Source organism: Nitratidesulfovibrio sp. SRB-5 (genome assembly GCF_019931275.1).
Lineage (GTDB): Bacteria > Desulfobacterota > Desulfovibrionia > Desulfovibrionales > Desulfovibrionaceae > Cupidesulfovibrio.
Window position 1 is genome coordinate 75,202 of sequence record NZ_JAIOTY010000003.1, and the last position, 14,190, is coordinate 89,391.

Consider the following 14,190-nt stretch of genomic DNA (forward strand, 5'->3'; position numbering starts at 1 on the left):
CGGCGCACCGGCGCATCCCGCGCCGCGCCGAGGAGGAACCACCCCATGCAACACCGCTTCCCCATTCCTTCCCCCCGCGCCCGCGCCGGAGCCGCCGCCATGGCGCGGCCCCTGCCCGCCCTGCACATGGGCCTGCTTGCCCTGGTCCTGGCCCTTTCCGCCGTGCTGACCGGGTGCAAGGACGAATCCGCCGCGCCCAAGGCCATGCCCGCCCCCCTGGTGGTGGTGCAGCAGGTGCAGCCGCGCGACCTGCCCCTGACCTACGAATACGTGGGCCAGACGGCCGGTTCGCGCGAGGTGGAAGTGCGCGCCCGCGTGGGCGGCATCCTGCTGCGCCGCGCCTACGCCGAAGGCCGCCCGGTGAAGAAGGGCGACCTGATGTTCGACATCGACCCCGAACCGTTCAAGGCCGACCTTGACCAGGCGCTGGGCCAGCAGGCCCAGGCCGAGGCGCGCCTGCAAAGCGCCCAGAGCAACCGCGACCGCGTGCTGCCCCTGTACCGCGAGAACGCCGTCAGCCAGAAGGACCGCGACGACGCCGTGGCCGAGTTCGATTCGGCCAAGGCCGCGCTGGAAGAAGCGCGCGCCCGCGTGAAGACCGCGCGCATCAACCTTGGCTACACCCGCGTCGAAGCCCCCATTTCGGGCATGACCAGCAAGGAAACCCGCTCCGAGGGCAGCCTGGTCACCACCACCGCCGAAGGCAGCCTGCTGACCACCATATCCAAGGTGGACCCGGTGTACGTGAACTTCTCCGCGCCCAGCGTGGACCTGTTCCGGCTGCGCCGCATGCGCGAGGAAGGGCGCATCACCCTGCCCAAGAAGGGCTACGACGTCACCGTGCGGCTCATCGACGGCTCCACCTACAAGCGCACCGGCACGGTGAACTTCATCGACCCGCTGGTGGACCCGCTGACCGGCACCATCCGCGTGCGCGCCGAATTCCCCAACCCCGAGGCGGAAGTGCTGCCCGGCCAGTTCGTGCGCGTGGTCATGAGCGGCGCCGTCTACAACAACGCCCTGGCCATTCCCCAGCGCGCCGTGCTGCAAACCCAGCAGGGCCCCATGGTGTGGGTGATCGGCGAAGGCGACATCGCCCAGCCGCGCCCCGTGGAAATCAGCCTGCCCATCGACAACCAGTACATCGTGGAAAAGGGCCTGGCCCCCGGTGAACGCATCGTGGTCGAAGGCCTTCTGAAGGTGCGCCCCGGCCAGCCGGTGACCATCGGCCAGCCGCGCGAAGCCCAAACCGGCCAGAACGGCCAGAACGGGGCCCCCGCAGGAAACGCGACCAAGGCCGCAAACCAGGGTTCCTAGCCCGCGCCCTCAGCAGGATTTGCCATGATATCGCGTTTCTTCATCCATCGCCCCATCTTCGCGTGCGTGATCTCCATCGTGATCATGCTGGCGGGGTTCATGGCCATGCGAGCGCTGCCCATCGCGCAGTACCCGGAAATCGTTCCGCCGCAGGTCATCGTCTCCGCCGTGTATCCCGGCGCCAGCCCCGAGGTCATCGCGGCCACGGTGGCCTCGCCGCTGGAACAGCAGATCAACGGCGTGGACGGCATGCTGTACATGAACTCGGTCAGCGCCGGTAACGGCCAGATGACCATTTCCGTGTCCTTCGCCGTGGGCACCGACCCCGACCAGGCCACCATCAACGTCAACAACCGCGTGCAGGCCGCCACCGCATCCCTGCCCGAGGAAGTGCGCCGCCAGGGCGTCACCGTGACCAAGCGGTCGCCCTCGATCCTTCAGGTGGTGAACATGTTCTCGCCCGACGGGCGGTACGATTCGGTCTACATCAGCAACTACGTCCTGGTGAACGTGGTGGACGAGCTGAAGCGCCTTCCGGGCGTTGGCGATGCCTCCATCTTCGGCGCCAAGGACTATTCCATGCGCATCTGGCTGCACCCGGACAAGCTGGCCCAGCTCAAGCTGACCCCCGGCGACGTGGCGCTGGCCATCCGCGAGCAGAACGCCCAGTTCGCCGCCGGGCGCATCGGCCAGGAACCGTCCAGCAGCCCGCTGGAACTGAACTACCTGGTCACCACCAAGGGGCGCCTGACCAACCCCGAGGAATTCGAAAACATCATCCTGCGGGCAGAGCCCGACGGCTCCACCCTGCTGCTCAAGCACGTGGCCCGCGTGGAACTGGGCGCCAAGGACTACGACGTCCGCACCCAGCTCAACGGCAAGCCCACCGTGGCCGTGGGCGTGTTCCTGACGCCCGGCGCCAACGCGCTGGAAACCGCCGACCGCGTGGACGCAAAGATGCAGGAGCTGTCGCAGCGCTTCCCCGACGGCATCAGCTACTCCATCCCCTACGACACCACCAAGTTCGTGCGCATCTCCATCACCGAGGTGGTGCACACCCTGGTGGAAGCCATGGTGCTGGTGTTCCTGGTGGTGTTCCTGTTCCTGCAGAACTGGCGGGCCACGCTCATCCCCTGCCTTGCGGTGCCGGTGTCCATCGTGGGCACCTTCGCGGGCATGTACGCGCTGGGCTTCTCCATCAACACGCTGACATTGTTCGGTCTGGTGCTGGCCATCGGCATCGTGGTGGACGACGCCATCGTGGTGCTGGAAAACGTGGAACGCATCATGTCCTCCGAGCGGCTGACGCCGCGCAAGGCCACCATCAAGGCCATGGAGGAAGTGACCGGGCCGGTCATCGCCATCGTGCTGGTGCTGTGCTCGGTGTTCGTTCCCGTGGCCTTCATGGGCGGCCTTGCCGGGCAGATGTACAAGCAGTTCGCCATCACCATCGCGGTGTCGGTGGTCATCTCCGGCCTGGTGGCCCTGACGCTGACGCCCGCCCTGTGCGCGCTGATGCTGAAGCCCGGCCATCATGAGCCGCCCGCGTTCTTCCGCTGGTTCAACAACTGGTTCGAACGCGTCACCCACCGCTACACCGGCGGGGTGGCCTTCCTGATCCGCCGCGCGGGCCTTGCGCTGGTGCTGTTCGCCTGCCTGGGCGGCGCGACCTGGCATCTCTTCCAGGTGGTGCCCGGCGGCCTCGCCCCGGACGAAGACCAGGGCTACATCATCGGCCTGTCCATCCTGCCCGACGGGGCCAGCCTGCAACGCACCCGCGTGGTGGCCGACCTGATGGACAAGAGCCACATGGAAGACCCCCGCGTGGCCAACCTGATCACCCTGACCGGCTACGACCTGCTGTCCGGGGTGCCCAAGCCCAACTTCGTCACCTCGTTCGTGCCGCTGAAGCCGTGGGACGAGCGCAAGGGCGCGGGGCAGTCTTCGTTCGACTACGCCCGCAAGGTGTTCGGCGTGGGCATGGGCGTGCCGGAAGGCATCGTGCTGGCCTTCAACCCGCCGCCCATCTCGGGCATGAGCAACACCGGCGGCTTCGAACTGTACGTGCAGAACCGCGGCGAAGGCGACAGCAAGGCCCTGGCGGGCATGGTGGGCAAGTTCATCGCCGCCGCCTCCAAGCGGCCTGAACTGGCGGGCGTGCAGACCACCTTCAGCGCCAACGCGCCGCAGCTGTTCATCAGCCTGGACCGCAACAAGGCAAAGGCCCTGGGCGTGCCGGTGAACACCATCTTCGACACCATGCAGGCCACCTTTGGCGCCAGCTACGTGAACGACTTCAACAAGTTCGGTCGCACCTTCAAGGTGCAGATGCAGTCCGAGGCCGACTTCCGCGCCCGCCCGGCGGACGTGGCCAACGTGTTCGTGCGGGCCACCTCGGGCGAGATGATCCCCCTCACCTCGCTGGTGGACGTGCAGGAAGTGACCGGCCCCGAAGTGGTGGAGCGCTTCAACGTGTTCCCCGCCGCCAAGGTGGTGGGCGGCCCCGCCCCCGGGTACAGCTCCGGCCAGGCCATCGCCGCCATCGAAGAAGTGGCGGCGGAGGTCATGCCGCCGGAATACACCCTGGCCTGGTCCGGTTCCGCCTACCAGGAAAAGCAGACCGGCGGCTCGTCGTCGCTGGTGTTCGTGCTGGGCCTGGTCATGGTCTTCCTGATCCTGGCGGCGCAGTACGAAAAGTGGTCGCTGCCGCTGGCGGTCATCATGGCCGTGCCGTTCGCCCTGTTCGGGGCCATCTCCGCAGTGTGGCTGCGCGGCCTTGCCAACGACGTGTACCTGCAGATCTCGCTGGTCACGCTCATCGGCCTTGCGGCCAAGAACGCCATCCTCATCGTGGAATTCGCGGTGATCAAGCGGCACGAGGGGCTTTCGCTGGTGGAATCGGCCATCGAGGCCGCCCGCCTGCGCTTCCGCCCCATCATCATGACCTCGCTGGCCTTCGTGCTGGGCTGCGTGCCGCTGGCCATCAGCAGCGGCGCGGGCGCGGCCAGCCGCCACTCCATCGGCACCGGCGTCATCGGCGGGATGCTGGCGGCGACCTTCATCGCCACCTTCTTCATCCCCATGTTCTACCGGTTGATCATGGGCGTGAGCGAACGCATGCGCGGCACCGAGGCCATGCGCACCATGGCCGTGGGCAAGTACTGCGAAGAGGAACGCCACTCGGCCTTCGAAGACCTGCCGCCGGACAACGTGGCGGGCGCGGGCGACGACGCCTGCAACAAGGAGAAGCGCCATGACTAGCATGACTGGCCTGACTGGCATGACTGGCCTGACGGGCCTGACGGGCCTGACGGGCTTCACATACGGCAAGGGGCGGCATGCGGCCGCCCCGGCACGCCCGGCCCCCCGGCGGCTGGCGGCCATGCTGGCAACGGCCATGCTGGCGGCCACGCTGGCCGGGTGCTCCTTCGGCCCCGACCACGCCCGCCCCGCCATGGACCTGCCCGACGCCTGGCGCGCGGGCACTGCGGACACGGGCACCGTGCAGGACGGCTGGTGGAAGGGCTTCGGCGATCCGGCACTGGATGCCCTGGTGGCCTCGGCACTGGACCACAACCGCGACCTGGCCAAGGCCATCGCCAACGTGGACGAGGCCCGCGCCCAGCTGGGCCTTGCCCGGGCCAACCAGATGCCCCGCATCGACGCGCAGGGCGCATCGCAGCGCCAGCGCTATTCGCTGGACGGCTTCAATTCGTTCGATGAATCCACCCGCGTGCAGGATCTGCACAACGCGGGCGGCGCCCTGTCGTACGAAATGGACCTGTGGGGCCGCTACCGCCGCGCCAGCGAGGCGGCGCGGGCCGACCTGCTGTCCACCATGGCCGCGCGCGACACCGTGCGTCTGGCTCTGGTTTCCGAAGTGGCCCGCACCTACTTCGACCTGCGCGCCTACGACCAGCAACTCCAGATCGCCCGCAACACGCTGGCCTCGCGCGAATCCACGCAGGAACTGCGCAAGGTGCGCCATGAACTGGGCCTGACCAGCGAACTGGACTACCGCCAGGCCGAGGCGGAGGCAGCGTCCGCCCGCTCCAGCGTGCACACGCTGGAAAACGGCGTATCCGCCACCGAAACGGCGCTGGCCGTGCTTACCGGCAGAAGCCCGCGCGACATCGTGACCGGCACCGTGGAACGCGGCCTGGCCGTGGACACAGCGCCCGTGCCCCCCAGCGTGCCCGCCGGGCTGCCTTCGGCCCTGCTGGAACGCCGCCCGGACCTGGCCCAGGCGGAACAGCAACTGGCGGCGGCCAGCGCGCGCATCGGCGTGGCCAAGGCGGCCTACTTTCCGTCCATCTCGCTTACCGGCCTGCTGGGCTACGAAAGCAGCGACCTCACCCGGCTGTTCACCGGCCCGGCGGGCACGTGGCGGTACGCGGGCAGCGTTTCCATGCCCATCTTCGACTTTGGCCGGGTCAAGGCCGGGGTGGAAGCGGCGGAAGCGCGCCAGCGCGCCGCGCTGGCCGGGTACGAAAAGGCCGTGCAGGACGCCTTCCGCGAAGCCCAGAACGCCCTGGTGGCCAACCGCAAGGCCCGTGAGGTGGTGGAAGCGCAGACCACGCAGGTGGAGGCGTTGCGCCGCTCGCTGCGCCTTGCCAAGCTGCGCTACGACAACGGCTATTCCAGCTACCTCGAGGTGCTGGACGCCGAACGCAGCCTGTTCCAGGCCGAGGTTTCGCTGGCGTCGGCCCGGCGCGACCAGCTGACAGCTGTGGTGGATGTGTACCGCGCACTGGGCGGCGGCTGGGCGGGCATTGCCCCGCAGGCCCCACATGCAGCAGACGCGTCCGAAGCCGCGCCCCAGCCTGAAAAGCCCGTGGCGGCCGCGCAATGAGCGACGCCCTTCGCTGTCGCCGTTGCCGTGTGGACCGGGCCGAGCGCCATGGCACGCACGGCTTCGGCCACACCGTGAAGGAACTGGGCCGCGCCTGGCGGGCCGAGTTCGACCGGCGCTTCCGTCCCATGGGGCTGTCCGACACCAGTTGGGTGGTCATCTGGCTGCTGTCCGAACACGGCACGCTGCCGCAGGGCCGCGTGGCCGAACTGCTGGGCGTGGAAGGCCCCACCCTGGTGCGGCTGCTGGACCGCATGGAAAAGGAAGGTTGGGTGCGTCGCCAGCCGTCGGAAACCGACCGCCGGGTGAAGCTGGTGGCCCTGACCGACCAGGCCCGCCCGGTCTACGACGCCATGCTGGACACCGGTTTTGCCCTGCGGGACGAACTGATGGACGACATTCCCGAGGAACATGTGGTCATCGCCCACGCGGTGATGCTGCGCCTGCTGGACAAACTGAATGCCCTGGGCAGCCAGGACGGCGGCGAGGCGGGGTGCGAACCCTGCCGCCCCGAAACCACGGACTGACAGCCCGACGGGCGGACGAAGGAACGAACGGGCGGTAAGGCGGTGCACGCCGCACTCCCCCTGCCATAACGAAAACGCGGCGTCTTCGCAGGAAGACGCCGCGTTTTTCATTCGTGCGGTGCGGACGGCGATAGGCCGTGCCTAGCGGGGCAGGCCGCCCAGCACGCCGCCGACCATGGCGACAACCGCGCCCACCACGCAGACGATGGCCACGTTCCGGGCCTTGGGGTCACCGGCCTTGTGGCGCTTCCACGCCACGAATGCCTGGTACCACAGCCACGCGCCGAGCACTGTCAGGATCATGGGAATGACGGGCATGGGGCCTCCTTTGCAACGGTCTGTTCCGTCCGGAAAAAGGAACGGGAGGGAAATGTGCCAGGTGCCGCCCCGAGGGCATGGCGCCCGACACCGCGCGGTACCGGACAGGCACCACCGGACGGTGCGCCGTCATGGCACGGAGCGCGCCCCCGCGCAAGCCCCTTTCGGGGACACGGCAGCGCCGTGCCGTTGTCGGGGCTACTGCGGCGAGGCCGCGCCAGCGGCTCCACTTACAGAAGTGGCAGAAGTGGCAGAAGTGGCAGAAGTGGCAGAAGTGGCAGAAACGGCAGAAGTGGCCGCCGGGTCCGGCGCCGCATCAGGTCCGGCCCCCGCACTTCCCTCGGGCCAGCCGCCCCCCAGGGCCTTGTACAGCGACACCAGATGCAGCAGCACGCCGGAGCGGCTGCGGGCCAGGGCCTCTTCCACTTCCAGCTGGCGGCGCTCGGCGTCCAGCACGGTCAGCAGGTCGTCCACGCCTTCCGTGTAGCGCACCTTGGCCAGCCGGGTGGCCTCGGCCTGCGCCTCCAGCGAACGGGCCAGCCGCTCGCGTTCCACGAACGCTTCGGCGTAGCGGGCCAGCGAGGTTTCCACCTCTTCAAAGGCCACCAGCACGGTCTTGCGCCAGCGCTCCAGGGTGGCCTCGCGCCGGGCCTCCAGCGCGGCCACGGCGGCGCGGGTGCGCCCCCCCTCGAAGATGGCCCAGCGCACGCCGGGCATGATGGTCCAGGCGCGGCTGTCGTCGCGGAACAGGTCGGAAAAATGAATGCTGTTCAGCCCGTAAGAACCGGTGAGCGAGAACTTGGGAAACAGGTCCGCCTCGCGCTGGCCTATGTCCGCCGTGGCCGCGTGCAGTTCATGCTCCACCCGGCGGATGTCCGGGCGGCGCAGCAGAAGGTCCGAAGGCAGGCCCACGGGCACCAGGTCGGGCACGGCGGGCAGGGGCGCGCGCGGGGCCAGCCGGTCGCGCAGTGCCGCCGGGGGCAGGCCGCACAGCACACCCAGCCGGTGGATGGCGGCATCCGTGGCGGCGCGCAGCGGGGGCACCAGGGCCTCGGTGCGCTGCAACTGGGCCTCGGCCTGCAACACGTTCATGTCGCTGGCCACGCCCACGTCGCGGCGCAGCCGCACCAGCTCCAGGGTGCGCCGCTGGGCCTCTGCGTTGCGTTCGGCCACGTCCAGCCGGGCCTGCGCGCCGCGCAACTCCACGTAGGCGCGGGCCGTTTCCGCCGCCACCGAAAGCAGCACGTCGGACAACCCCGCCTCCGCCGCCTGCTGCCGGGCGCGGGCCGCTTCCACGCCGCGCCGGGCGCCGCCAAAGATGTCTATTTCCCACCGGGCGTCGAACCCGGCCTGGTACAGGTCGCTTTCAATGGGCATGCGGGCCATTTCCAGCGATTGCCCGGTAAGGGTGTTGGTGCTTACCCGGCTGCGCTCGAAGCTGCCGCCCGCCGCCGCTGCCGGCAGCAGGGCGCCACGGGCCACGCCCACCACGGCGCGGGCCTCGCGCAGGTTGGCGGCGGCCATGAGGGCGTCGTTGTTGTGCCCCACGGCCATGGCCACCAGTTCCGACAGCTGCGGGTCGCCCATGCGTTCCCACCACTGGCCGTCCGGGGTGGCGACGCTCACGGCGGCGCGGGTGGCCACCGAACCGGCAGACTCGGCAGGGGCGCCGCTGCCGGAAACATCACCGGAAATATCGGGACGGGTCTTGGCCGCGCTCCATTCCGTGGGCGCGGCGGGCGGGGCGGGGCGGTCGTAGTCCGGCCCCACGGCGCAACCGGACAGCGCAAGGACGGTTACCATCAGGCCGGTTGCCAAAAGGCCAGACGGCATCAAGCCGAGGGGCAGCCATCCGCCACAACGGGAAAGGCGGAAGGAGCGGGTGCGTCGTTCCGGAGCGTGGTCGGCGTTCATGGTTTCTCCTGCGGCAAGGGCGACCCCGGCAACCCCGGCAATGTGGCGGCCACCTGCCGCAGCCCGCCGGTGACGAAGGACAGGGTGTGTGCGGTGAGCAGTTCCAGTCCGTCCGCCGAAAGGGCAAGACCGGGAAACACCCGGCTGAAAATCTCGCGGTTCAGGTACTGGCTGAGGCACAGGGCAATGATGTTCATGCACGAAAACTGCACGGACGGATGGCTGTCGGGCTGCCCCAGCAGGTCGGCCACCGCCCCGCGCAGAAACATGGACTTGGGCACGATCTCGACGCGCACCAGTTCGTCCAGGAAGGGCGTGGGCCGCATCATTTCCTGGGTCATCAGCTTGAGCTGCCAGGCGGAAGGGTCCGTGGTGAGCAGGTTGGACAGCAGGTCGCGGATGATGATGCCCACACGTTCCGCCGGGGGCGTGCCGGGCGGCAGCGCCGCACGCAGGTCCTCTGCGGTGAGAAAGCGGCGGTGCGCCTCGTGCAGGGCGGCGGCATACAGCTTGTCCTTGCCGCCGAAATGGTAGTTGATGGCCGCGGGGTTGGCCCCGGCCCGCTCGCAGATTTCCTTGCCGGTGGCCCGGTCGTAGCCGTGCTCGGCAAAGGCCATGCCCGCCGCCTCCAGCAGGCGCTGGCGGGTGGAGTCACGGCCCTGCTCGCGACCCTGTTCACGGCCCTGCCGTGGGCTGACACCGTGGTTGCTACTCTGACCGGGCGACTTCTTCATGCTCATGCTATAGGATGAGCGCAGGGCTGGTGTCAAATTCAAAATTAAAATTTGAATTTGACTTCTGTCCGACAGCCAACTAGGCTGGCGTCACCATTCTGGAACTGACACCACGCGCCCCTGCGTGTCCCCGGAGCAGCGCATGAAGAAACGCATTCTCGTCCTCGCCGTGCTGGCGCTGTGCATGGTCGGCGGCGTGCTGGCCTGGCGCGCCCTGCGCCCCGCGCCCGACGCGGGGCCGGTGGTGCTGTACGGCAACGTGGACCTGCGCCAGGTTTCCCTGGCCTTCAAGGACGCCGAACGGGTGGCCCGCGTGCTGGCCCGCGAAGGCGACCGGCTGGCCCCCGGCGCGCTGGTGGCCGTGCTGGAAACGGACCGCCTGGACCGCGAGATTTCCCGCGCCAAGGCCCGCGTGGTCGCCCAGGCCGCCGCGCTGGCCCGGCTGGAAAACGGATCGCGCCCGCAGGAAAAACGCCGCGCCCGCGCCGATGCCGATGCCGCCGCCGTGGAACTGGACAACGCCCGCCGCACCTACGACCGGCTGCGCGCCCTGTCCGGCACCGGGGCCGCGCGCGAGCAGGACGTGGACGACGCCCTGGCCGCGCACGACCGCGCCGCCGCCCGCCTGCGGGTGGCCCAGGCCCAGCTGGCCCTGGTGGAGGAAGGCCCCCGGCGCGAGGACATCGACGAGGCCCGCGCCGCGCTGGCCGCCCAGCGGGCCGACCTGGCCGTGCTGGAGCAGCGCCGCGCGGACAGCGAACTGCGCGCCCCCTCGTCCGGGGTGGTGCGCTCGCGCCTGCTGGAGCCGGGCGACATGGCCTCTGCCCAGCGCCCGGTGTGCACCGTGGCCATTACCGACCCCAAATGGGTGCGCGCCTACCTGACGGAAACCCAGCTTGGCCGGGTGCACGAAGGCATGCCCGCAGAGGTGGGCATCGACGCGCGGCCCGGCCAGCCGCTGGAAGGCTGGCTGGGGTTCATCTCGCCCACGGCGGAATTCACCCCCCGCAACGTGGAAACGCCGGAACTGCGCACCTCGCTGGTGTACGAGGCCCGTGTGTTCGTGCGCGACCCCGACGACGTGCTGCGCCTGGGCATGCCCGCCACGGTAACCCTGCGCGAGGGCCACGTGGTGCCCGTGCGTACCGGCGAGGCAAGCCAGGCCAACGCCACGGTCGCAGCGTCTCCCGCCGCGCAGGCCGGAGCCCCGCAATGACAGCCCCTTCGCCCGTGTTTGCCGCACGCGGGCTGTGCCGGACCTTTCCCGCGCCGGGCGCCGGGGGAGCGGTCGTCCGCGCCGTGGACGACGTGACCCTGGATCTCGCGCCCGGCACCATCAACGGCCTGCTGGGGCCGGACGGCGCGGGCAAGACCACCCTGCTGCGCCTGGCCGCCGGGCTGCTGCTGCCCGACGCGGGCAGCCTGACCGTGCTGGGCCGCGACACGGTGGCGCAGGCGCAGGCCGTGCAGTCGGCCATCGGGTACATGCCCCAGCGCTTCGGCCTGTACGAAGACCTTTCCGTGGCCGAAAACCTTTCCCTGTACGCCGACCTGCACGGGGTATCCGCCGCGCAGAAGGCCGAACGCTGGCCCGCGCTGATGCGCATGACCGGCCTTGCCCCGTTTCTCGACCGGCTGGCCGGGCGGCTTTCCGGCGGCATGAAGCAGAAGCTGGGGCTGGCCTGCACCCTGGTGCGCTCGCCCCGCCTGCTGCTGCTGGACGAACCTACCGTGGGCGTGGACCCGCTGTCGCGGCGCGAGCTGTGGAACATCGTGTTCTCGCTGGTGCGCGAGCACGGCATCACCGTGCTGGTCAGCACCGCCTATCTGGATGAGGCGGAGCACTGCGACCGGGTGGCCATCATGCACCACGGGCGACTGGTGGGCGACGGCGCGCCCGGCCACTTCACCCGCCCGCTCACGGGCCGGACGTGGTTCGTCACCCCGGCCATGCGCGCCCGCACGGCCCAGACCTTGCTGTCCGCGGCCCCCGGCGTGACCGACGCCGTGCTGCACGCGGGCGGGGTGCGCCTGCTGACGGAAACCCCGCAGGCGGCACGGGCGCTGGTGGAAAGCGGGCTGCTGACGGAAGGGGAATCCGCACCGGGCACAATCGGCCGCCTGCACCCCCGCGCACCCGGCTTCGAGGACGGTTTTCTGGCCCTGTTCGCCGCCCTCCCGCAAGAGGCGGGCACGGACGACAGGCCCGCGCCGGGGCGGGACGCCCTGCCCGCCGCCACCCCTGCCCCATACGCATCTGCAACAGACGCACCGGATTGTCCCGCGCCGGGCCAACCATCCGCACAGGCTGCCGAACCCCCGAACAGTCACCCGGACAGCCACCCGGACAGCCACCTGGACAGCACGCCGGTCATCGAGGTGCGCGGCCTGGAGCGCCGCTTCGGCACGTTCATGGCCGTGAAGGGGGCCAGCTTCGACGTGCGGCGCGGCGAAATCTTCGGTTTGCTGGGCCCCAACGGCGCGGGCAAATCCACCATCTTCCGGATGCTCTGCGGCCTGCTGCCGCCCACCGGCGGCAGCCTGCGCGTGGCCGGGGTGGACCTGCGCCGCGCACCCGCCGCCGCCCGCCGCCGGGTGGGCTACGTGGCCCAGAAGTTTTCGCTGTACGGACAGCTTTCCGTGCTGGAAAACCTGCGTTTCTTCGCCAGCGCCTATGGCCTGTACGGAGCCGCGCGCGATGCGCGCATGGCCTGGGCCCTGCGCGACTTCGACCTGGCCGACGTGGCCGACGCCCAGAGCGGCGACCTTTCGCTGGGCTACCGCCAGCGGCTGGCCATGGCCTGCGCCCTGATGCACGAGCCGGACATCCTGTTCCTGGACGAGGCCACCTCGGGCGTGGACCCGCTGGCCCGGCGCGAATTCTGGCGGCGCATCACCGCGCTGGCGGAGTCGGGCGTCACGGTCATCGTCACCACCCACTTCCTGGACGAGGCGGAATACTGCGACCGCATGGCCATTCTGGTGGGCGGCGAGGTGCTGGCCCTGGGCACCCCGGCGGAAATCCGCGCCCTGGCGCCAGCGGCGGACGAGACAACGGACGGCCCGCGCGAAGCTGCGCAAAGGGACGACGGCCAGCGGGATGCGCCGGGGCACGCCTCCGGCCAGGCCACCATAGAACGGGCCTTCATCGCGCTGGCGGAACGGCACAGGGCCAAGGCGCCCGGCGCGACTGGGGCGACTGGCGTGAAGGGCGTGGCTGACGTGGCTGGCACGCCCGGTCAGACCGCGCCGTCTTCCGGGCCCGGCATGCTCCCCCTCTCCGGCACCCCGGACGCCGCCCATCCCGTCCCCGCCGGACAAGCGCAGGACATCCGCCCCAGCGCCCTGCGCGGCCTGCTGCTGCGCATGCGCGGCCTGCTGCGCAAGGAATGGCTGCAAGTGGTGCGCGACCCCAGCGCCATCGCCATCGCGCTGGTCATGCCGGTGGTGCTGCTGTTCCTGTTCGGCTACGGCATCAGCCTGGACGCCCGCGACGTGCCCGTGGCCATCGTGACCGACGATCTGGGGCCGGAGGCCATGGAATTCGCCGCGCGCCTGCTGCTGGCCGACACCTTCCGCCCCCGCGTGGTCACCGACATGCGCCGGGCGGAACAAGACCTGCGCGCCGGGCGGGTGGACGCCATCGTGCACCTGCAATCCGACTTTGCCCGCCGCCTGTCCGATGCCACCGGTGGCGCCACCGGCGGGGCGGCACGCCCCGACGGCGCGCCCCCGGCAGGCGATGCGGGCACCGTGCCGGTGCAGCTCATCGTCAACGGGGTGGACCCCAACAACGCCCGCACCGTGTCCGGCTACGTCACCAGCGTGTGGCAAAGCTGGCTGTCCGGGCGCGTCGCCGCTGCCGGGCAGGTTCCGGCGGTGCGGCTGGCCACGCGCATGTGGTTCAACCCCACCTCGGACAGCCGCTACTTTCTGGTGCCCGGGCTGATGGTGCTGATCATGACCCTGACTGGCGCCCTGCTGACCGCCATGGTCATGGCCCGCGAGTGGGAACGCGGCACCATGGAGGCCCTGCTGGTGACCCCGGTGCGCATGGGCGAACTGCTCACCGGCAAGCTGCTGCCCTATTTCGTGCTGGGCATGGGGGGCATGGTGCTGACCGTAATCATGGCCCTGTACCTGTTCGGGGTGCCCCTGCGCGGTTCGCTGGCGGTGCTGGCCGGGGCCTCGTCGCTGTTCCTCACCGCCGCGCTGGGCATGGGGCTGTTCATCTCGGTGCTGGCGCGCAACCAGTTCATCGCCGGTCAGGCCGCGCTGCTGGCCACCTTTCTGCCCGCGCTGTTCCTGTCGGGGTTCATCTTCGACCTGGAAAGCACGCCCGGCTTCGTGCAGGCGGTGTCGTACGTCATTGCGGCGCGCTACTTCGCCACCCTGCTGAAGACCATCTTTCTGGCGGGCGAGGTATGGGAGGTCATCGTGCCCAACGCGCTGGCCCTTGCCGCGCTGGCGTTCTTCTTTCTTACCGTGGCGAGGCTGCGGTGTCGCAAACGGCTGGACTAGGGGATAC

9 protein-coding genes are annotated in these 14,190 nt (G+C 70.0%); 6 read left to right on the plus strand and 3 right to left on the minus strand.

Going from position 1 to position 14,190, the window contains the following annotated elements:
- The first annotated feature begins 99 nt into the window (after nucleotides 1–99).
- From K6142_RS14410 to K6142_RS14425, 4 genes are read left to right on the plus strand one after another with little or no spacing between them, the layout of a single operon-like run.
- The gene (locus K6142_RS14410; protein WP_190245753.1) at nucleotides 100–1,317 is read left to right on the plus strand and encodes an efflux RND transporter periplasmic adaptor subunit; all 1,218 of its coding nucleotides are present in this window, start codon (nucleotides 100–102) and stop codon (nucleotides 1,315–1,317) included.
- A 24-nt stretch (nucleotides 1,318–1,341) separates the two neighbouring features.
- The gene (locus K6142_RS14415) at nucleotides 1,342–4,578 is read left to right on the plus strand and encodes an efflux RND transporter permease subunit (protein ID WP_190245748.1); all 3,237 of its coding nucleotides are present in this window, start codon (nucleotides 1,342–1,344) and stop codon (nucleotides 4,576–4,578) included.
- A complete protein-coding gene (locus K6142_RS14420; protein ID WP_223290445.1) occupies nucleotides 4,571–6,169 on the plus strand; it encodes an efflux transporter outer membrane subunit in 1,599 nt (532 codons plus the stop codon). Before K6142_RS14415 ends, K6142_RS14420 begins: the two co-directional genes overlap by 8 nt.
- Nucleotides 6,166–6,696: a MarR family winged helix-turn-helix transcriptional regulator gene (locus K6142_RS14425; protein WP_190245747.1), complete on the plus strand. Its 531-nt coding sequence runs from the start codon at nucleotides 6,166–6,168 to the stop codon at nucleotides 6,694–6,696. The genes K6142_RS14420 and K6142_RS14425 overlap by 4 nt, the downstream gene beginning before the upstream one ends.
- 141 nt (nucleotides 6,697–6,837) lie before the next feature.
- Here the strand turns inward: K6142_RS14425 and K6142_RS14430 are convergent, their stop codons facing one another.
- From K6142_RS14430 to K6142_RS14440, 3 genes are all read right to left on the minus strand, one after another.
- Nucleotides 6,838–7,014, minus strand: coding sequence for a hypothetical protein (locus K6142_RS14430; protein WP_190245746.1), 177 nt, complete (start codon nucleotides 7,012–7,014; stop codon nucleotides 6,838–6,840).
- A gap of 198 nt (nucleotides 7,015–7,212) precedes the next feature.
- On the minus strand, nucleotides 7,213–8,928 hold the full coding sequence (locus K6142_RS14435; RefSeq protein ID WP_223380915.1) for an efflux transporter outer membrane subunit: 1,716 nt from the start codon (nucleotides 8,926–8,928) through the stop codon (nucleotides 7,213–7,215).
- Entirely contained in the window at nucleotides 8,925–9,662 is a 738-nt protein-coding gene (locus tag K6142_RS14440; protein WP_223290509.1) for a TetR/AcrR family transcriptional regulator, read from the minus strand. The genes K6142_RS14435 and K6142_RS14440 overlap by 4 nt, the downstream gene beginning before the upstream one ends.
- 142 nt (nucleotides 9,663–9,804) lie before the next feature.
- On the opposite strand from K6142_RS14440, the gene K6142_RS14445 reads away from it, so the two are divergent.
- Entirely contained in the window at nucleotides 9,805–10,878 is a 1,074-nt protein-coding gene (locus K6142_RS14445; protein ID WP_223380916.1) for an HlyD family efflux transporter periplasmic adaptor subunit, read from the plus strand.
- The gene (locus K6142_RS14450) at nucleotides 10,875–14,183 is read left to right on the plus strand and encodes an ATP-binding cassette domain-containing protein (protein WP_190245741.1); all 3,309 of its coding nucleotides are present in this window, start codon (nucleotides 10,875–10,877) and stop codon (nucleotides 14,181–14,183) included. Before K6142_RS14445 ends, K6142_RS14450 begins: the two co-directional genes overlap by 4 nt.
- The last annotated feature ends 7 nt before the right edge of the window (nucleotides 14,184–14,190 follow it).